The sequence below is a fragment of the Ktedonospora formicarum genome (assembly GCF_016587355.1).
Taxonomy (GTDB): Bacteria; Chloroflexota; Ktedonobacteria; order Ktedonobacterales; family Ktedonobacteraceae; genus Ktedonobacter; species Ktedonobacter formicarum.
In genome coordinates this window covers 148,048-167,748 of sequence record NZ_BNJF01000009.1, presented here as the reverse complement: position 1 = coordinate 167,748, position 19,701 = coordinate 148,048, and the positions used below count along the sequence as shown (strand labels likewise).

The following is a 19,701-nucleotide window of genomic DNA, read 5'->3' as shown; positions in this document are numbered from 1 at the left end:
CAATAGGAACGAGCATCGTAGCGGATAGGACAGAGACGCGAATGCGGAGCACCTGTTTTGCGCCCCTTGTTGAGTTTTCACGGCTTCAGTGGCTTTGACACGAGCGGCACACACCAGTTGCGATGGCAGATGGGGATGCTGCGCACGCAGATCATAGTAGGTGCGCTTATGCAGCTCACGCTGTTGCTACACCCCGTGTGAAAGCCCTCGTGAGTCACAGCATTGCGCGCAAGCGGTGTGTTGGTGCAACGTCTGCTGCAAAAGGGCCGCTTGCTTATCGGTGGGATGCAGATGTAAAACACGTGTTCTATCCATGCAAGCAGTCTCTCATAGAGAACCTGCTTTGTCAAGGAGATGGGCTTTCCACTGCCCTCTGCACCCAGAGAAAGGAACGCTTCTTTCCTCCCCATGTCTGTAAGGACAGCGGTATCCAGAAGCGGAGATTTTGATGAATTATCCAGCAAGAGCCGAGAATGTGATCATGCAGAGAGGTTCACGGACCATCGGTTGCGTTTCTCCCTTTGTCTTGAAAGTAGAACAAATACACCAGAAAATCACTCCTTTGGCAAGGGGATACCTGTCACTATTTGTCATTCTCTGTCTAGAGAAAAGAAAACTATTTATAACCCCTTCCTCTCTGCAAGTAGAGAGGAAGGGGTGTCTTGTACATCACGTATTAGCAATGGCCCAGAGCGTGCCAGGTTTGCCGGCCTACAATTCCGTCTGAATCAAGACCGTAATAATCTTGGAAGTCAAACACAGCCTGTTGCGTTAGGACACCAAATTGCCCATCTACAGCAAGGGGAAATGGATCGCCATTGCTATTTTCCTTCACCCATTTTTTAAAGCCACTGCTCGGGGTATTATACCAATAATTGAGTGACTGCTGCGCCAGCTTCACAGCTGAGGAAGGATTCTTTTGCCCCCATGCGATTACTGGTAATGGACAAGAATACGAAGGTGACATTGTTGTATTTGGGACGGCATGCGTCGTTGTTTCTTCTGATGTCGCATGAGGATTCATGCTCAGAGTTGAGGCATGTGCTGAATGTGCAGAGGCGAAGGCACTGAATGAAAACAGTGCGGCCAGAAGAAGTGCACCACACAACATCATTTTTACTGCTTTTTGCATCATTGTTCCTCCTTGATTGTGAAACATCAGAACGATCGGGGGTTAAAACAAGTTTCTTGAAGAGTGGACAAGTCTCCCTTTCCGTTGACATCTGTTGCTCTTGCGTTCATCCCTCGTTTCTGCTAGAATTGCTCCTCGTACGGTGAGTTACACCGGAATGTACGCCTGTGGAGATCCTGTAAGACCTGGTAGATCCAGGCAGGTTGTTCGTTGAAGCAGGAACCGAACACCAGATATGGCTTGTCCCTCTTTGGGTAAGTTTCGGATAACGGATGTTCACTCCCAAAGTATAGTAGAAAAGAGCATTATTTCCCAGGACAGAGACCGGACACTTTCCGGCCAGATTTCTTTTTCTCTCTTGTCAGACCTGCTCTCTCTGGATCATTTCCCACGGAAAAGAGCCCATCGAGAAAAAATGGAGAGCCTGCGGTGGGAGTATGTGTGAAGGTGGGTAGATTTTGAGACTCATTAGCCCTTTTGATGAGGATAGCTTGAGGGAGTCATCAAAAAAAACCTCCGAGGTGTGGATGAAAGAGCAAAACTCATGTTCATATGTGGAGGTCTTTTTCATGCTATCACAATATGCAACCATCGCTTTGTCGTCGCAATCTTAGGCATCAACGACACCAATGTCTCAGAAGCTCAACCTGCTTCTTCCTCAATCCTCGCTTTGTATTGAGCGTGCTTGGAAAGAAGAAGGCGGCCTCTGGATTTCTGCTCATGCTTTCCCGCCCGAAGCTCTCTGCCACATTTCCAGCAGGCCGGCCTCCCAATGTATCTATAGTCGGTATCATCGCATGTTTGAGGATCTTCCATAAGGTTCGACAGATTGGCGTGGATGACTTTGGTGCGACACGAAGTTACATGTGTAGCCATAAGGACTCTCGAAAGGAGTATCTTACCTGGAGCCCTGCCTCCAGTGCCCTACCAGCCTGCATTGGAGTGTCCCTTCACACACTATGTCGGCTTGTGCGGTACTAAACATCGACTTGAGGAGCCAACATCCTCATCTCTTTTTCCAGGCTTACACGCTCGCTTACAATCAAGTAATATGTTGCCTGGCAACGCCTTACGCGTGTCTTTCCCCACGTTGCAAAAAAGACTTGCCCCACCCGTGCGTGTTGGATACAGAGTAATCATCACGATCTGATCAGCTCTAGCGGGAAGGGTGCGGCGCGTTTTTGCGTAAGAAACAATGGGGTGATTCTGCTTGCAGAGATATCCTGGGGATACCCACTTCTCGTCTTGCTTGCTCTTCGCATGTAAATTGGAGAAAAAATGCTGTAGGATCAAAATAAGAAAAATTACATCATTCATGCAAATTGACCATTAGGTGGCCGGTTGCTGTCCTCGTAAAAACGTCCTTTTTCTTCTACACTAAAGACATGCAGTGCTTGGAGTCCTGGCTGCTACAGCAGCTAGACCATTTTACTGCTCTCAAGCATAAACAAAACAGAAGTTTTTAAGGAAGGACTCGTCTCACTTGCTAAAAAATTATCAGGTCGGAATCTGGTGTAAACGAGCTGCCTGGATACAACTCGTTCTTCACCTTGTTTACATGATTATACAGTTTTCACTCGTGCTTGTTGGTCGCATTTCCCCCTTGTCATCAGCAGAACTATGGAGTGAGGTTCAAATTCTCATTTCCACAGCAAGCACAACACTCTTCGATTTCTTCATTCTCTATGCAGCAGGTGTGGCCGTTGAGCACCTTGTACCTTCCATACCGAGCGTGAGGACTGATGAAGACGATGAAGACGAAATGTCAGATTAGGGCAAAAAGAAGAGCTGTGGCTGTCGCATGTATTGTTCCCTCATAATGGACACATGGAGAGGCTACTTGGTATTGAGAAGGGATCCTCAAGCACCTCAGTACGACTGACCTGCTGAGATCCACCAAGATATCGACATCTCTTCTTTCCTGGCTTTCCACCTCGGGCCTGTCTGGAGAAGAACCTTTTTACTCCCAAGCGCTTTTGGCGTTGTTTCTTATATGATCTCATTTTGACGCGCCATGAGAGGGAATAGAACAGAGAAAAGGCTGAACGATACAAATGCAACTCTTACCAGTGCTTCTCATTCTCTTGGTATCCCTGATCATTCCACTTGTATGGATATGGTCGTTCTGGATTTTTCGCCAAAATAAGAAGGCAGGAAGCGGAAATACGTTCTCACAAGGACCGCGCTATCGCGATGGGGCCATCACCTACTCACTGTATCGCGGTAGACGCACGAACATAGAGCTTGATCTTCCAACAGGCCATAGCCCTCGCTATGGTCGCCGCCATCCTTCCAAGCAGCACAAGCCCACAAAACCATGGATGAAATAAGGTCCTCTTTGATGATCAACTGTATTTTGGGTTGCCCAAAGATGAATAGCTGAAATCTGTATAAGAGGAAAAACTCATTGCAGGCTTTGCCACAAACAACATTTCTTAGATAAGCACGTTGTGCTACCCGTTCTCTCCATGGTAAATGCCTCGAAATATGGTTCTGGCCCACTCCTGGTGATAAGGTCTTCAATAGACTGCTAACCGTCAAAAACTTGAACACAAACAATGGGAGAGCGCAATACTATAAGCTCATCATTCACCAAATTTGAGACAGAACCCTTTCATCGTAAGACAGGAAAACAGGCAATCAGTGAGGAGATGATGAGTATTTGGTGAGTTATGGATGTGGTCTTTTCCCCTTTTCTGCACTAGTCTTGGGGAGACTGAAAAAACATGCTCTCTTTTGCTATCTCACACAGAGTGAGGCTTGCTTCAAGAAACATCGCACACTCTCATCCCGTTGCCCCCTCTGCGATCGATTCGCGTTCTGGGAGTGATCGAAAAGAGCATCATGACACATGTATTCTCACCAAGAAAGGAATCTCATCTTTGTATGCATATTCAAAAATACCTTTTGTCCTTCCTTCATTGGCGCACCCTGTTGTCTCTCGGCATGTGTCTCCTTGTATTGTGCCTGTCAGCATGTGAAACCAAGAGCAATGTCCCTCAAAGCGCTTCGACGCCAACGGGAACCCATACTTCTCCATCTACTCCTGATACAAGAGGAACGGCATCCCCCAAGCCACTCTCTTTTCAGAGCCAGAACACTGGGGACGGAACGGGTATCCTCTGGTCGCCTGATGGCTCGAAAATCGCCATCTTTGGCTCCAACTTGGACACGCCAAACGTCCTGGAGGTGTGGAATGCTCAGAGCAGAACGCTGGTCTGGAGAACGAGAACTGATCGTACTGATGCTTCCTTTTATCGTGTGAGCTGGTCGCCCGATGGCAAGAAGATCACCGCCGTCGTCGACTTCAATCTTTCCCCCCACGTCCAAACGTGGGATGCCACGACTGGGCATCTCCTCTGGCAAAAGGCGTATCAGCACACTGAACCAGTGCCAGTCGAGATCATTTGGTCTCCTAATGGGAAGCTTCTCGCTGTCAACACCGGAACCCAAACAGCTCCTTCTGGCTGGGGAGTGAGCATCTTTGATGGAGGGACCGGGCATCTGCTCGCCTTTAACGGGAAGCTCTCGAAATTCCCTAATGGGACAAGCATCGCTTGGTCGCCAGATTCTACAACGATCGCTGCAACCAGCGAGAGCGTCTCGCTGTGGAACGTGAGCCGTGGCATGACAACCACCATAGTACCTGCAATAGCTCAACGGCAGAATGCTATTTCCTGGTCGCATGATGGATCAGCAGTGGCCTTCGGATCTCATGGCGTTTTCCGGGTACTCGATGTTGTTACCATGACCACGCGTTGTACGGCGACCTACGCCCCTGGAGATAGCAATCCTATGGGCAGTATTGCGTGGTCAGCCAATGATCAGAGCATCTTCACAGAAAGTGTTGATCTGATGATGATCTTCAATGCCTCCAACTGCACCATACAACGAGCCTCCACCTATAATACTGCCAAAACTACTCTCAGCGCGACCGTAGTGCAATGCTCTCCTGATGCCAAATGGGTTGCTTTTGTAAGTAAGGAGCCGACAGTACGCGTATATGACGTTCCCAAAGGAATTTTTGCCTTGCATTTTGTGGATCCCACTCAGAAGACGGTGGTCAGTATCACCTGGTCCCCCAATAGTCGCTTGCTGGCGTCCATCGATGTTGGCGGCACCATCATGATCTGGGGACTCAAGTAGGAGTTCCGCTACATACGCTCTCGGAAGCGATATGACATTCGATCCTTGTGGCCCAATCAGTTTCCACAAGTCGTAGACCAGCAGGCACGTGTTTCTTGGCATAATGTCTTGCCCTGTGGGTTTCCACATTTTCTGCAGGGATGATTGTCACGTGTACATGCTCCTGACAATGAGGGCCGTATAATGCTGGTTTCATGGGTATTTCCTCTTCCATAGAAGAACCACTACAAGAAGACACATCGAGAACGTGATAGTGCCAAAGAACAGGAAAAAAATATGAACCAATCTCTTGCAAAGGTCCTGGAGAGCTATCCCCGAATTCCTCTGACGCGTTTGCCCACACCACTCCAAGCATTACCATCGCTGAGTGCAAAACTTGGTCCACGCCTCTACATCAAACGGGACGATTTGACCGATCTCACATTTGGGGGAGACAAGCCACGTAAATTAGAATACGAAGTGGCACGTGCACTGGCGCAAAGTGCTGACACTCTTGTGACTTGCGGCAGCTCACAAAGCAACCATGCGCGATTAACGACGGCGGCCGCTCGCAAGGTTGGCATGGATTGCGTCGTGATTCTGAGCCGTGATCAGTATCAGCAGTTGCAGGGCAATCTCCTGACGGTCTACTTGATGGGTGCCCATGTCCATCTCGTTGAGACATTCAATCATTGGGATCTGGAGCCACATGTTCAGAACGTCTGCCAGTCACTACGTGCCCAGGGGAGAAAACCCTATGTCATCCCTGTCAGTGGAACAACTCCGCATAGCTGCCTTGGGTATATCCGTTGTGGGCTTGAGATCGCTCGTCAGATGGAAGAACAAGAGCTCCGGGTAGACGCAATCTATATCCCCTTTGGAACTGGTGGCATCTTTACAGCCTTACTTCTCTCTCTACGAGAACAAGGTATTACCTGTCCTCTTATTGGCATCAGTGTCAATCAACAGCGGGCATCCTGTTATGAAAAGCTGGAAACATGGTGGAAAGCGCTCTGTTCTTTGCTTCATTGTGATCCAGGATGCTCACGTGGTGAATTTGAGATTCATGATGAGTTTATCGGTCGTGAATATGGCGATCCTACAGAAGAGTGCTTAGATGCTCTTCTGCTGATGGGGCAAACTGAGGGCATTCTCCTTGATCCCGTCTACTCAGGTAAAATGATGGCAGGTTTTCTGGCTCACCAAGCCGCAGGACGGTGGTCGGCTGAGCAGCAGATTCTTTTGTTACATTCGGGCGGAGCCCCAGCTCTCTTTGCCTATGCCGACGAACTAGGTAGACATCTCAAGAAACGTGGTGTCGATATACACTCCTAGGAAAACTGAAGGCCTGGATCTCCTGGAATGCGATCTGCGTCTCCTGCGAAACACCTGTCTCATTAAGAAAAGTACAAGCACTCTCACCGTACCTGAAGAGTTCGCCTCGTCTGCCGCATACCTCGCAAATGCACCAGCCCAAATGTGTGCTCTGCCCACGCTTCGGCATTCAATACGATCTTAGTGTACGTTTCCCTATTCTCGCATATCGTAAAATGCAAGTAAAAAGACAGTCCTTCAGACGTGTGGTATCTGAGAGTGTGGCTAGCGCAATTACAGAAGATCGAGCGAGAAAGCCCTGCTCATTGATGGCTGATTCTTATCCACATTTTACAAGAAAGCGAGCGATGCATCCCTGCTCATGGATGGCAGGGATGCATCGCCGTTCCTTGAATGGCTGAGGGGAGGGGCGGATCCTCGCAACGGTGGATGTTTGGGCACTTGACGAGAGGTCGCCATGCTGCTATTCTATGGAACATCTGGTCTAGATACAAAGTGCCATGCACAGGAGAGATGGGAGAATGAAGCGTCAGGCTGCAAACACCCACACACAAACGACCACCATCCGCACCCCCACGTTCCTGCTTGGACTGCCCCTCGTGGTGAACCAGGGGCAGTCCAAGCGCCTGCGCGCCCATCTGGAAGCGGCCCGTCAGCTCTCCAATGCCATCCTCTCCCTGGGACAACAACGTCTGCGCCGTATGCGGGCTGATCCCGCCTGGCAGGAGGCCCGCTCCCTTTCTCGCACCCACAAGGCAGAACGAGCGGCGGCCTTCTCCGCTTTACGCACAGCTCATGGCTTCACCGAAGCCGCCCTGCATCAAGCGGTCAAAGGCTTGCGCGTGGGCTGGATCGCCGAGCACATTGAGGCGGTACTCGCCCAAACGCTGGCGAGCCGCGCCTACCGTACCCTCAATCGTGTCTGCCTCGGCAACGCCAGGCGGGTCCGTTTCAAGAGCCGAGGGAGGGGGTTCTCCAGTATTGAGAACAAGCGCAATGACACTGGTCTGCGCTTTGTCCTGCAGCCACCCGAGAAGGGAAACGCAGGGTTCCTGCTCTGGAACGGGGACCGTCTCCCAGCCCTCATCAATTGGCAGGATGAAGTGGTGGCTCATGGCCTGAGACACCGCATCAAGTACGCCCGCCTCATCCAACGTCCTGCCAGCAGCAAGAGAGCAGCAGGCGCCGATGCAGAGGGCAACCGCTACTGTGTGCAGCTCGTCCTGGAGGGCATCCCACACCGCAAGCCCAAACACACGGTGAGGCAAGGGATCGTTGGCGCTGACCTGGGTCCCTCAACCCTGGCGCTTGTTCCCCAGGAGGGGGAGGCCAGTCTGCAGGTGTTCTGCGCGGAACTGGCTCCTGATGAGAGAGCCATTCGTCGCTTGCAACGGCAGATGGATCGGCAAAGGCGAGCAGGTAATCCGGAGCACTACGACGAGAAGGGACGCATCAGGAAGCAGGGCACCAAGAAGCGACAGTGGAAACAGAGCAAGCGCTCTTTGGCCACCCGACGACGCAAGGCGAGCAAGGAGCGCAAGCTGGCGGCGCATCGTAAGAGCCTGCATGGTCGTAAGGTCCATGAGGTACTGGCACTGGGCAAGACCATCATCCTCGAAAAGATTTCCTACAAGGCATGGCAAAAGCAGTTTGGCAAGGTGCGATCCGTTTCGTCGAAATCGAGAAGATCGAGGGATGACGAGCTCGCGAACACGAGACAACTTGTTGCCTGATGAGAGGTGTAATTCCTCTCTCCTCTGGTGATGAGGAAACAGCATAAACCCTGGAGTAGCGACTGGTCATCAATCTCCAAAGCGGGTTTAAATGAGGATAAGACAGGAGTCTGCCCTGTTGATCTCTTCTAGCAGGCTATTACGGTCAGCAGTTCGTCTAACAAGACGGATGAAACGAATGCATGAAAGAACCATCGTTAACTGTACCAAGCCTACGCAGAATAAGAGGCTTGCCCAAAAAGGGAACATGAACTGGAGAAGGGATTTTTGCCGCTCTTCTCATCACCCAAAGAGTTCATCGGTGGATAGTGCAGACCTACGATAGCGCAAAACAGGTAACAGGAACGGAATAACCAGGTCAAGGCTCTCAAGGGAGGTCGATACCATGAGCAGGTGCCAACCGTATGCCTCTCCTGGCGAGATCGCTTAAAAAGCGAATGCCTGGAGTAACGTCCAGGATATGCTGACGTAAGCGCGGTAGTACAGAAGGAAAAGGCACAAGTACGATGGCAGAGAGGAAAGCATCCAGGATCAAAACCTCAAAGAAGGCCAATGACCCTGAGAGTGAGGCTTGGAGCAGCATTCCCTGGCGCAAGCTAGAGAAACATTGCTTCCGCATCCAAAAGCGCATTTTCCGAGCGAGTCAACAAGGCAACCAAAGAGCAGTACAGAAACTTCAGAAACTGCTGATCAAGTCGGAAGCAGCCCGAACCCTGGCGGTACGAAAGGTGACGCAGGATAATCAGGGAAAAAAGACGGCTGGGATTGACGGAGTAAAATCAGTCAAACCGGCACAAAGACTTGATCTTGTGAAACACATCCATCCTCAACAATGGCCCGAAAAATCGCCCCCCGTCCGAAGAATCCACATTCCGAAACCGGGAAAGCAAGAGAAAAGGCCATTAGGCATTCCCGTTCTCTCGGAGCGAGCGCGACAAATGCTCGTCAAACTTGCCCTTGAACCAGAATGGGAGGCCAAGTTCGAGATCAATAGTTATGGTTTTCGTCCCGGTCGTTCCTGCCATGACGCGATCGATGCAATCTTTATCAGCATCAAACACAAAGGAAAATTTGTGCTAGATGCTGATATTGCAGGTTGTTTTGACAACATCAACCATGAAGAACTGATAAGGAAACTTACGACCTATCCACAACTGACTCAGGCGATCACAACATGGTTAAAAGCGGGTGCGATTGAAAATGAAATGTTTGTGAAAACAGAAGCAGGAACTCCGCAAGGAGGAGTAATTTCTCCATTACTGGCAAATATTGCATTACACGGACTAGAAACGACCATAACAAGCGCATATAAGCCCAAGGAGGGTATTCCTCAAGTCATCCGATATGCTGATGATTTTGTGGTGTTACACCCGACAGAGGAAGGAGTAAAGAAAGCCCAGACACTAGCCATACAGTGGTTACAAACCATAGGGTTAGAGCTAAAACCAAGTAAAACAAAAATCGCCCATACACTCAAAGCACGAGGAGGTCCAGCTGGATTTGACTTTCTGGGCTTCACCATCCGACAATTTCCCGTAGGGAAAACGCACACGGGGAAGAATGGACACGGAAAACCTCTCGGGTTTAAAACCATTATTAAGCCAGAGAAAGAAAAAGTCAAACGACACCTCCGAGACATTCAACAAGTGGTACGATCACTGAAAGGAGCACCACAAGAGAAGCTTATTGCGGAGTTAAATCCTAAAATCGTAGGATGGTCAAGATACTATCAAACGGTGGTCTCGAAAGAGACCTACCAGAAATGCGATCATCTGGTCTACCAAAAACTGCGTTCATGGGCAAAATTCAGGCATCCACACAAGAACACACAATGGAGAACGGAAAAATACTGGAAAACAGTAGGAGAACGCCATTGGGTCTTTGGGAATGGAGAACTCAACCTGAAAAACCACCGCGACACAGTAATCAAAAGGCATGTGAAAGTCAAAGGAGCAGCAAGCCCTTACGATGGAAACTTGGTCTATTGGAGCCAGCGAATAGCAAACCATTCCATGACAAAAGGCAAACTCGCAAAGCTCTTACGAAAACAACAGGGCAAATGTAGGTGGTGTGAACTCATATTTCGAGAGGGTGACCTGATAGAAATTGACCACATCGATTGCAATCACAGCAACGATGTACTGCACAATCTCATGGCAATTCATCGACACTGCCATGACGAAAGACACGCGAGGTTGCAAAAGACGAGCATCAATGACAATGACTGTACAACTGAGGAGCCGTGTGAGGTGAAAATCTCAAGCACGGTTCTGAAGCCGAGCAGAGGAGGTGACTCCTCTGCTTAGGTTAATAGCGTGGGACTGCGAGCACCAGGGATGTTTGTAGCATTTTTGAGGCGCACCGCCGTGCCCCTCTGGGGGTTGCAAGCACGGGCGGCACTCTGGTGGAAGTTCCCACACGCACCACGGCACTGAGCCAGTGGTGTCATGGCTGCGGCACAAAGGTCAAGAAGCCGCTCTCTGAACGATGGCACCAGTGCGAGTGTGGCGTGGGTCCCGTGCAACGTGATCTCTATTCGGCGTTTCTGGCCGCCTATCTTGATCCAGCAGATCCCATTCCCTCGTGTGCCCGATACGCGTGCGTATTGGGAAGGTGCGGAAGCGCGCCTGCGGGCAGCACACGAGTGTCTCATCCAACGTGCGAGAGAGGGGCAGGACCTGCCCCAAAGCTTGGGTCTGACCCGAGCCAGAGCGCGTCTGCCCGAAAGTCGAGGCGAACCACCACAAGAGCCTGCCTTCCTGCTTCGGCAAGGAAGATGGGAAGCGTGGGACGAACGCCTGGAACCCCCGCTGTTTTAGCACACGGGGAGCTTCAGAATTGGATTGGGTGAAAGCAGGTATCTGGTGCCTTATTATGGTTGAGCGTATGACGTCCTTTTCCAGAAAGACTGCTATATTACTGTATAAGGAGAGGGCGGACCCCACCACCCATGCGCCTGAAAAGGACTCGGCATTCCTCCCCGCGCATGAATGCGGGGTCTCCTGCCTCGATTTGATGAAGAGAGGATTCTTTTGTTTTTATGCGAGCAGACCGGATAATCGCAACTCTAAAACAGCAGGCGGACGCGCAAGCCGTTCAAAAGATGGCGAAGTTTGGCGTACAACCAGCCCTGGCTCTGGGTATTTCCATCCCGACCTTGCGCAAGCTGGCAAAAGAACATGGCAAAGATCAGACGCTAGCATTAGCCCTCTGGGATTCGGGTATCCACGAAGCACGAATTCTTGCCTCGATGGTAGCTGAACCACACCGTGTTTCTCCCCAACTCATGGATCGCTGGGCCAACGATTTTGATGCGTGGGATGTCTGCGATCAGGTGTGTGGAAATCTCTTCGATAAAACACCATATGCGTATCAAAAAGCGGCGCAGTGGTGTCATGAGGAGAGAGAATTTGTCAGAAGAGCAGGCTTTGTCATGATGGCTGAGTTGGCAGTCCATGATAAACAAGCCTCTGATGAAGCCTTTATCCCCTTTTTCCCCCTCATCAAGCAGTACGCATGGGATGAGAGAAATTTCGTTAAAAAAGCCGTCAATTGGGCATTACGACAAATAGGCAAACGAAATAAGCACCTTTATGCCATTGCCATAGAATGTGCTCACGAGATTCAGTGTATGGACGGACCTGCCGCACAATGGATAGCCAGGGATGCGCTCAGAGAATTGCTTGCGCGGGCTGACAAGGATTGATATGAGCCGTTTCCTCCTGGAATTGCTCAATTGCCTGTTATAACCGAGATGTGGGGGAGCATGTCGGAGGAAAATCGTGCAATGATATCTCGGCGTATTGGACAGACCCCCTCCGTCGAGATCAGCAACCTCCCCTGGCACGCTTCCTTCTTTGATGGTTTCCACATCCTACCACTTGTAGCCAGCAGAGGTTTTTTATGCAGCACAAACCACACATTTGGGTTCGTCGGCCACCATTATTAATCCAGATTTAACAGCTTATTGGAAGCAAGATTTATAACCGGCCTCGTACCCTCTATGCTCGCCGTATGCATAGCCACGATCATACTCAGTTTGATTTGCGGAACCAAACACTGTTGACGTTGGTGGGTTATATCTTTTGGCCTCACAGTCAGCGACACCCGCCTGGTGGCCTGCCCACTCGCCTTTCAGGTAGATCTCATATAATTTGCCCTGGCTTCCCCCATTGCACACTAGCTTTTAGCGATAAAACATGCTAGTATGACTAGTAACACATTGGTCTGGTTCAACCAGTAGCCTCCGCCGCTGCCCGCTTTCTACGCCGCCACAAACGCGACGAGCGAGCAAGCGCGAGCATGAACCCCTGACGCGATGTGGTGGCACCATGCACAGGAAGCGGTTACAGGAACCCTTCCGCGACCCGTAAGGGAGAGCCATGACCCCTGAGGAACAAGAGGCGCTCGAGGACGCGCAGTACGCGAAGCAGGTCTGGGACGCACTCGGCGACGAGGAGACCCTGGACATCAAATTCAGCGACAACAAGGTCAAGGCGGCGAACAGGGCACTCCGAGAGGTGAACGCTGGCTACCACCTGGTGGTGGTCACCAAGGCGGGGGAACGCACCGTCGCCTTCCACGATGGCGACGGTGGCTGATCGCACCACACATCACTTCAGGCAAGGGCGGCCCCGGAGAGCTCTCTCCGGGGCCGCCCCGCGTTCTCTTCTCCCAAGTCCTTCTCATGTGTGCTACCTGTCTCAAGAGTGGACGAGAAAGTCTTTGTTTGGTGCTTTTCCGCTCAATTTGTCGCCAGAGATTTTTCCGATCCTAAGGCCGCTATAATGATATCTGCTAAACATGATGCAAGTTTTCCATCAGGATCAAGATCGGGATCAAAAACGGTAACTTCTAGCCCTATCGCCAAATTGGTTCTGAGGAGGAGTTTGAGCAGAAGGGTCAGTTCTTCAATTGTCAACCCTCCTGGGGTCGGAGTATCCACTGCTGGCATGAGTGCAGGGTCAAGGACATCAGCATCGAGGTGAATCCAATAGCCCTCAATGGAGCGTTGCTTGAATGTTTCTTGCGCCAGACATGCAACGTGAGCTGGACCTTTCTGCCGAAAGTGTGCAGCGTTAATGGTAGTCATGCCAATTTGTTGGGCTTCCGTCGCATATTCATCATCAGACCGAAAGCCGATGGCTACCACATCGCTGTCCACCACCAGCGGTCCCCATCCCTCCAGATTCGCCAAGGTTGATCCTCCCCGTCCTGTGACCAGAGCTAAATCTTCTCCTGCTGCTCCTCCAAGAGCCTCAGCATTTCCCGGATGGCGAAAGTCGAGGTGACCATCGATGAAGATGAGGCCATAACGGCCGATGCGTCGCAGCGCGAGCATGGGGCCAAGGAGAATGCTGCAATCCCCTCCGAGAACGAGTGGGAATTCCCCTGCCAGACAATGGGGTTGGATCCGATCAGCCAGGCTCTGAGCATAGGTGGCAAGAGCCGAAGCGTTCCGTACAGTTTTGCCATCCCAATCGGGGAGATAGCGGGGAGGAGTGACAACCCCTGCATCGCGGGCACCGAGCCGGGCAAGCAGGCCTTGGTCGCGTAGGGCGCCAGCAAGCTTGTAGACTCCCGGTACGACTCCAGGTTGTGGTGGGCGAAGACCAAGATTAGAAGGGGCATCGAGAACGATAATCGGTTTATGCATCATCAAAATCCTTTCGAGAATGGAAATGAGTCGATATTGTGCTGACCTTTTTATTCGGAAACTTCGAATCAGCAGCCCAATTCTGTTCTGCCTTCGATGAATGACGGCACTATTTCTGTTCCCGCTCTCCTATAAAAGCAGTTATCTCACTCATACAACAACGACAAGCCTTCCTCTGACGTCTTGCTACCTTGAAAGCGCTCATACAAGTCGCCTCATAGTGAGAAACACACAAGGAGCAGATTCTCAGGACTCCTTATGAGTTTCTGTGCTCTCAGTTCTGACACTACCACCCGAAAGCCATTGGACCAACTGTTGTATATTGCCAGTGCTGCTCCATCTCTTTCCTTTCTGGAGTGGACAGGCTTCACTGGAAAAGGTCTCTTAATGCAAGTCACTTGCAAATTTTGAGACAACGCTACCCGATCAGACCCCACCATTCATTGCAAATGACTTGTATTGATCAAAACAAACAGAGCGATTCGTTTGCTGAGATGCATGCCCGTGGTTCTCATGGTGGACATTGGTGTTCGAGAAAGAAACGTTTGCCAGGAAAAGCCCTCGCCTGAACCGAACTCATCCTATCGATTCACCTCAACCGTCAAGACCCATCCCATATAAAGCGAGTAGGGCAACGCAGACAAAATCCCGGGCAAGGTCCAATAGATCCCGCTCTCTTTATTGAGCAACAGCAGGACACCTCCAACGATAAATGGCACTGTGATGAGTTGACTCAGCAGAAGCATGCCAAGTACGCCATACCATGTCTGACCCTCAAAAAAACCATCCTTATGTGCGTGCTTGAACTGATGCATAGTCACAATGCTCATGACGATCCAACAGATCAGGCCGATTCCCCCGATTTCGGCCCCTAGCGCCACCAGCGGCTGCTCAGGGATGAGCATGAATAAGGAGACGATGAGCACCTCTATCAACGTCAGCAGGCTCACCCAGGCTCCTCGTGAGACAACGGTTCTCTCCAGCAACTTTTGTAAATTAATCGAGATGCCGACAAAAATCAGCCCAGCCAGAACCGCCGCCGCCCCTCCCGCAGTCACAAAAAAACTTTCCCACGCTGTCATACGCTACTTTCTCCCATTTTCCTGTGTCTTTTCTCGAACATTGTTCTCCTCCGTATTCCTTCCCTCTTCGTACTCTCTTAAACTTCGTTTGCCAGGTACATGTCTGCGGTGGGAGGAGTAAGGAGTGCAGAGGCACTGACGCCTCGCTGCACTTCCTCTTTTGCTTCCCTTTGACTGAAGTCTGACTGATCACGAGGCAGAGACATGGTTGCTGCTCTTGTCTGTCCTCAACGAGGGGGGATTGGATTTCAGCGATTTCATCACCGCATTCGCGAAGACACGGCGCGGCAGCATGCGCCAGATGATGCTCATCATGACGTTAAACGCCCCAGGAATCGCAAAACTGCGTCCGCGTTCCAGATTCTTGAGGGCGAACGCGACCACTTCGTCCGTTGTCATGGTCGGTCCTGGAGCCGAAGGGTTGCCCGAGGCGTGTATAAAGTTTGTCTTGACCTCGCCAGGACAAAGCGCCATCACGCGGACGCCATCGTCCTTGTACTCAGCCGCTAAGGTCTCTGAGAACGAGAGGACGAAGGATTTGGAGGCCGGATAGACAGCCATATAGGGAATCGACGCAAAGGCTGAGATGGAGGCGAGGTTGATAATAGCCCCCTCACCGCGTGCAGTCATGGCAGGGAGAAAGGCACGGGTCAAGTCAACCACACTCGCCACGTTGACCATGACCTGCGCGTGATGCCGTTGCGAGTCCACGTCTGTAAAATGCCCATAGGAGCCAAAACCCGCATTGTTGATCAACATATCAACCACGAGCCCGCGTGCCTGCACTTCGTGCGCAATCGCGGATGCAGTATACTCCTGACTCAAATCAGCGGGAATAACCTCGGCCCGCACTCCATAGGTGTGGGTGAGCTTCTGCGCGAGTTCGCGGAGGTGTGTTTCGGTGCGTGCGACGAGAATGACATGCATTCCACGCGCTGCCAACGCATGAGCGAAGGCTTCTCCAATGCCCGATGACGCGCCTGTAATCAACGCCATCTTGCCTGCATAAGTGTACATCAATACTCTCCTTGTGGTTTTAGCAGAACGTCTTCCAATGCTCAAGGGATGCTCTTTTTGGTCTTCGTATGGCGCGAAAGTATCATTGCTCCTCCTGGGTTGATGAAAACTCGTCTGCCTCCAGGGAGAGCAAGACGAGGCCAAGACTGCGAATTTTAAGGAGCACCCGGTAGAGTGCCGCTTGATCAACCAATGATCCGTACAGCGCAGTTGTATCAGGACCATGAGGAGCAATCTGAAGATCTTCGAACCATTCTTGCCAGGAGGGGTCCAGGTGTCCTTTGATCCACATGCGATAACGTATCGTGAGCGCCTCCTTCCTTCGTGCGTGGATGCTTGGAGTATAGAGCACAAAGGGGTGAGTTGCCCTCACCTTATGGAATGATTCTGCGTGGGTGAGGGGAAATGGCGAGAGGATCAGGAAGAGGAGAGCAGAGACCAGCGCCGCGCGACCTCGCTGGCTTCGATTCGGTTACGAACACCCAGCTTGCGATAGAGATTCTGGACATGCGTTTTCACGGTATTGACTGAGATCACCAATTCACGCGCAATCTCTGGGTTGGAGCGCCCAGCGACCAGCAAATGGAAGACTCGTTGTTCCTGATCGCTCAGTGGTTCCAGGGACAGCGACTCCCCTCGAAGAGGAGCAGTCTCTTCGGCAGATCGGGTACCAGGCTCCTGGACAAAGGCGCGCAGGAGGGTTCGTACAAAGGCGATCAGGGATGCCTCACGGAGTTCTGGCAGCACTGTTTTGAGCAGGGAGTGCATCGCTGGGCCTTCATCGAGAAAGACACGCTGAAAATTTTCAGGTTGCGCCAGCCTCAACGCCTCTGTAAGAGAGCCTTTGGCCTGTACAGGTTTGTGGCAGGCAACGTGGGCCAGAGCCTCCAGAAGCTGGATTTCCAGCACGCTGCGTCTGCGCCCTTGAGCCCGGGCTTGCTCTTTCCAGGGGATCAACTCGTTCAATACGGTTTCCCCTTTCTGTTGCGCAAGGTGCAAACGCGCGAGGAGCAGTGCTTCCTCTTGTTGTTGCAACAGTGGCAGGCCTTGCTCCTGGTTGAGCGTACGGGGATCAAACGTGTGTTCCTTTTCTTGTGCCCATTGTTCGACCGCCGACAGATCGCGATGTGCCAGTTGCAATCGTGCACGGCAGGTGCGAATCGCTCTCAGAGACCAGGGGAAGCGAGTATGTGTCTCCCAACGCAAAAGGAGATCCAGAGCCTGAGTGGTCTCGCCACACGCTTGCAACAGGCGAGCCTGGATAAGTGCGCCCGATGCCAGAACGTGGATCTCTGCCTCTGGCTTGTCTCGGAGTGCCAGCGCCGCCGACAGATACCGCTGAGTGTTGGAAAGTTCATTGCGTTCATACGAAAGTTGCGCCAGACAATGATACGCCCAGGAAGAGAAGAACGGCTCTGTGCTTCCTGTTTCCAGCAGCAATTGCTGGCGGGAAACCTCCTGATCTTCATCAAGGTGGGTAAGAGCCTGGTGGATGTAGTATTCTGCCCGGCGCAACTCTCCTCGTTCCAGGCAGACCCTACCCAGCCAGAGGGACGCTGCGAACGCGGAGGCAAGCGAATTGAGGCTTCTAAATCTCCTGGACGCTTCGAGAAAGCACTGCCAGGCGAGAGAGACCTCACCTCCAAGTAAGGCTTCGAATCCTTTCAACAGCAGGTGATCAGGATACATAAAACTTCGCTCTGTCAGCAGTGATTGTGCCTGATGTCCCAATGCCAACAGACGCTCGGCATCGTCTTGAAAGAAGGCCAGGTCGGTGTGCAGTTGCAATGCTTCTCCAAGTTGTTCCCACTGCCTGCTTGCCTCGAAGCCTCGCTCTGCCCATTGCAGCAATGACTCGACACGAACCCACAAGCCCAATGAACGGCGATCCGTGGTAAACATGAGCGCGAGCGCATGCTGAAAACAGAGGTCTGGTTGGGCTTGCAGCACCTTCTCCGGCATGCGCCTCAACCAGGAGCGTAGCAGATGATATTCATTGCGAAAGGTGTTGGGAACCAGAAATTGACCGATCAAGGTCGCCGCGCGGGCAAACTCATCGCACTCCAGCGCTGCTTCAATGGCTTCTGGGAGCATGTGCTGGTGTTCATACCACGCACTGGCTTTGCTCCTGAGTGAACGAAGCTCGGCTGCTCCCAGGCGAAGATGTGCTTCATGCTGCATAGCCTGTGCCCAGAGGGCATGATAACGGTACCACTGCCTGTGCTCATCGAGAGGTTGCAGGAAGAGGTTAGCTCGTTCCACCTGTTCGAGCAGGCGAGCACTCTCCTCTTTTCCCCTCACTGCATCGCAAAGCGAGGCACTGAGAGGATTGAGCCAGCTCGTCTGCAACAAAAAGTCTTGCAATTCTGCTGGCAGGCTGGCGAGGATTTCTTCTCGCAGGTAATCGAGCAGGAAGCGCTGGCTCCCACTTAGTGTTCGCACATAGACGGAAGGATCAGGGCTTTTTTTGAGCACGAGGGCGGCGAGTTGGAGTCCGGCAATCCAGCCCTCAGTGCGCGTTTCCAGCAACGCGATATCGGCCTCTGAGAGAATGAGTCCCACACGTTGGGTGAGAAAAGAGTGCGTTTCTTCCCGCGTAAAGCGCAGATCGGTATCGCGGATCTCTTCCAGATGGCCACGCACACGAAGGCGGGCGAGGGGGAGGTCTGGATCGATCCGACTAGCAAGCAAGAGATGCACGTATGGAGGCAGGTGCTCCAACCAGAAGGTCAGGGACGCATGAATCATGGACTCGTCGATCACATGATAGTCATCCAGGATCAGCAGGATGGGCGAGGTGGTTTCAGCATGCTGGTCAGCCAGTTCATTGAGCAAGGTCGTTACACTCAGAGAAAGCGACTCAGGACCGTGCAGGAGGGCGAGCGCACGCGCTCCAATTTCCGGACGACATCGACGAAGTGCTGCAATGATCGAGATCCAGAAGCGCATGGGATCATTGTCCAAGGGTTCCAACGAGAGCCAGGCTACGGCCTCTTGATGGCTGTGGGCCCATGTTGAGAGCAGGGTCGTCTTTCCCCAGCCTGCGGAGGCAGACAGTATGGTCAACGGGCGAGTGAGGGCGCTCTCCAGGATGGAGAGGAGACGTTCCCGGTTGACAAGTGTGGCTGGCAAACGGGGAGGAGCAAGCCTGGTTATCGCCATCATCACGCGTGCCTCGGTGTCGATACGCCCCTGTTCTCCCTGGCTGAAAGGAACGTCTTTCTCAGCAGACTGGCTCTGCAAATAAGGAAGCGGGGAAGACGTGTGGGTGGGTGGTGGAAGCGGTCTCTGTTCGCTTTCCTGCAGCGCCTGTGCTATCTCCTCTAAGCGCTCCAGTGTCAGCGTTGTACTTGTTCCAAGATAGCGCTTTCTGTTCCGGCCAGAGCTGGTGCGATAGGCATACCAGTAGCCAGTCCCACGAGCCCGGAACTCTTTGAGCACGTTCAGGTGCCCATGTTGGCCTTGGAAGGAAAAGGAGGAATGGGTCATTAACCAGGCGCGCCACGCTTCCTCGTTTTCAGGAATGATGAGCTGCGATGGATGGTTTGGAGTATCTAAAAGATAGAGTTGGTGCTCTGCAGACCAGAGCAGCACATGAGCTGGTAGCTTGGGCATAGACTC

12 protein-coding genes and 2 pseudogenes are annotated in these 19,701 nt (G+C 51.9%); 7 read left to right on the top strand and 7 right to left on the bottom strand.

Annotated elements, in window-relative coordinates:
- Positions 1-676: 676 nt before the first annotated feature.
- The gene (locus K3T82_RS43720) at positions 677-1,135 is read right to left on the bottom strand and encodes a peptidoglycan-binding domain-containing protein (RefSeq protein ID WP_220199737.1); all 459 of its coding nucleotides are present in this window, start codon (positions 1,133-1,135) and stop codon (positions 677-679) included.
- A gap of 2,883 nt (positions 1,136-4,018) precedes the next feature.
- Between K3T82_RS43720 and K3T82_RS43715 the strand changes: the two genes are divergently transcribed.
- The 3 genes and pseudogenes from K3T82_RS43715 to K3T82_RS43705 all read left to right on the top strand — a co-directional run.
- Complete coding sequence (locus K3T82_RS43715; protein ID WP_220199736.1) at positions 4,019-5,278, top strand: WD40 repeat domain-containing protein; 1,260 nt, start codon at positions 4,019-4,021, stop codon at positions 5,276-5,278.
- Between the two features lie 276 nt (positions 5,279-5,554).
- Positions 5,555-6,592 (top strand): 1-aminocyclopropane-1-carboxylate deaminase/D-cysteine desulfhydrase, encoded by a 1,038-nt coding sequence (locus tag K3T82_RS43710; protein WP_220199735.1) that lies wholly within the window; start codon positions 5,555-5,557, stop codon positions 6,590-6,592.
- Positions 6,593-7,113: 521 nt separating this feature from the next.
- Positions 7,114-8,250 (top strand): annotated as a pseudogene (locus K3T82_RS43705) (nuclease/transposase family protein); the annotation flags it as partial.
- Between the two features lie 442 nt (positions 8,251-8,692).
- On the opposite strand, the gene K3T82_RS43700 reads toward K3T82_RS43705, so the two are convergent.
- Complete coding sequence (locus K3T82_RS43700; protein WP_220197514.1) at positions 8,693-8,944, bottom strand: hypothetical protein; 252 nt, start codon at positions 8,942-8,944, stop codon at positions 8,693-8,695.
- Here K3T82_RS43700 and ltrA point away from each other — a divergent pair.
- The 4 genes and pseudogenes from ltrA to K3T82_RS43680 all read left to right on the top strand — a co-directional run bounded on the left by ltrA (position 8,832) and on the right by K3T82_RS43680 (position 12,926).
- A complete protein-coding gene (gene ltrA / locus K3T82_RS43695; protein WP_220196912.1) occupies positions 8,832-10,631 on the top strand; it encodes a group II intron reverse transcriptase/maturase in 1,800 nt (599 codons plus the stop codon). The genes K3T82_RS43700 and ltrA overlap by 113 nt on opposite strands.
- A 6-nt stretch (positions 10,632-10,637) precedes the next feature.
- Positions 10,638-11,144 (top strand): annotated as a pseudogene (locus K3T82_RS43690) (AAA family ATPase); the annotation flags it as partial.
- A 221-nt stretch (positions 11,145-11,365) separates the two neighbouring features.
- On the top strand, positions 11,366-12,031 hold the full coding sequence (locus K3T82_RS43685) for a DNA alkylation repair protein (RefSeq protein WP_220199734.1): 666 nt from the start codon (positions 11,366-11,368) through the stop codon (positions 12,029-12,031).
- Between the two features lie 676 nt (positions 12,032-12,707).
- Positions 12,708-12,926 carry a hypothetical protein gene (locus tag K3T82_RS43680; RefSeq protein ID WP_220199733.1) on the top strand — a complete coding sequence of 73 codons (219 nt, stop codon included), beginning with the start codon at positions 12,708-12,710 and terminating at the stop codon, positions 12,924-12,926.
- Positions 12,927-13,069: 143 nt separating this feature from the next.
- On the opposite strand, the gene K3T82_RS43675 is transcribed toward K3T82_RS43680, so the two are convergent.
- The 5 genes from K3T82_RS43675 to K3T82_RS43655 all read right to left on the bottom strand — a co-directional run bounded on the left by K3T82_RS43675 (position 13,070) and on the right by K3T82_RS43655 (position 19,695).
- Positions 13,070-13,984: an arginase family protein gene (locus K3T82_RS43675; RefSeq protein ID WP_220199732.1), complete on the bottom strand. Its 915-nt coding sequence runs from the start codon at positions 13,982-13,984 to the stop codon at positions 13,070-13,072.
- A 578-nt stretch (positions 13,985-14,562) separates the two neighbouring features.
- Positions 14,563-15,063, bottom strand: a complete 501-nt coding sequence (locus K3T82_RS43670) for a hypothetical protein (protein ID WP_220199731.1) — start codon at positions 15,061-15,063, stop codon at positions 14,563-14,565.
- 189 nt (positions 15,064-15,252) lie between these two features.
- Positions 15,253-16,080, bottom strand: coding sequence for an SDR family NAD(P)-dependent oxidoreductase (locus K3T82_RS43665; protein WP_220199730.1), 828 nt, complete (start codon positions 16,078-16,080; stop codon positions 15,253-15,255).
- A gap of 82 nt (positions 16,081-16,162) precedes the next feature.
- Entirely contained in the window at positions 16,163-16,453 is a 291-nt protein-coding gene (locus K3T82_RS43660; protein ID WP_307811394.1) for a hypothetical protein, read from the bottom strand.
- Positions 16,454-16,497: 44 nt separating this feature from the next.
- Positions 16,498-19,695 (bottom strand): winged helix-turn-helix domain-containing protein, encoded by a 3,198-nt coding sequence (locus K3T82_RS43655; RefSeq protein WP_220199729.1) that lies wholly within the window; start codon positions 19,693-19,695, stop codon positions 16,498-16,500.
- Positions 19,696-19,701: the final 6 nt, after the last annotated feature.

Bases quoted from the DNA above. Each gene is read 5' to 3' on its own strand.
- K3T82_RS43720 (WP_220199737.1), bottom strand. From the start codon at position 1,135: ATGATGCAAAAAGCAGTAAAAATGATGTTGTGTGGTGCACTTCTTCTG.
- K3T82_RS43715 (WP_220199736.1), top strand. From the start codon at position 4,019: ATGCATATTCAAAAATACCTTTTGTCCTTCCTTCATTGGCGCACCCTG.
- K3T82_RS43710 (WP_220199735.1), top strand. From the start codon at position 5,555: ATGAACCAATCTCTTGCAAAGGTCCTGGAGAGCTATCCCCGAATTCCT.
- ltrA (WP_220196912.1), top strand. From the start codon at position 8,832: ATGGCAGAGAGGAAAGCATCCAGGATCAAAACCTCAAAGAAGGCCAAT.
- K3T82_RS43700 (WP_220197514.1), bottom strand. From the start codon at position 8,944: ATGCGGAAGCAATGTTTCTCTAGCTTGCGCCAGGGAATGCTGCTCCAA.
- K3T82_RS43685 (WP_220199734.1), top strand. From the start codon at position 11,366: ATGCGAGCAGACCGGATAATCGCAACTCTAAAACAGCAGGCGGACGCG.
- K3T82_RS43680 (WP_220199733.1), top strand. From the start codon at position 12,708: ATGACCCCTGAGGAACAAGAGGCGCTCGAGGACGCGCAGTACGCGAAG.
- K3T82_RS43675 (WP_220199732.1), bottom strand. From the start codon at position 13,984: ATGATGCATAAACCGATTATCGTTCTCGATGCCCCTTCTAATCTTGGT.
- K3T82_RS43670 (WP_220199731.1), bottom strand. From the start codon at position 15,063: ATGACAGCGTGGGAAAGTTTTTTTGTGACTGCGGGAGGGGCGGCGGCG.
- K3T82_RS43665 (WP_220199730.1), bottom strand. From the start codon at position 16,080: ATGTACACTTATGCAGGCAAGATGGCGTTGATTACAGGCGCGTCATCG.
- K3T82_RS43655 (WP_220199729.1), bottom strand. From the start codon at position 19,695: ATGCCCAAGCTACCAGCTCATGTGCTGCTCTGGTCTGCAGAGCACCAA.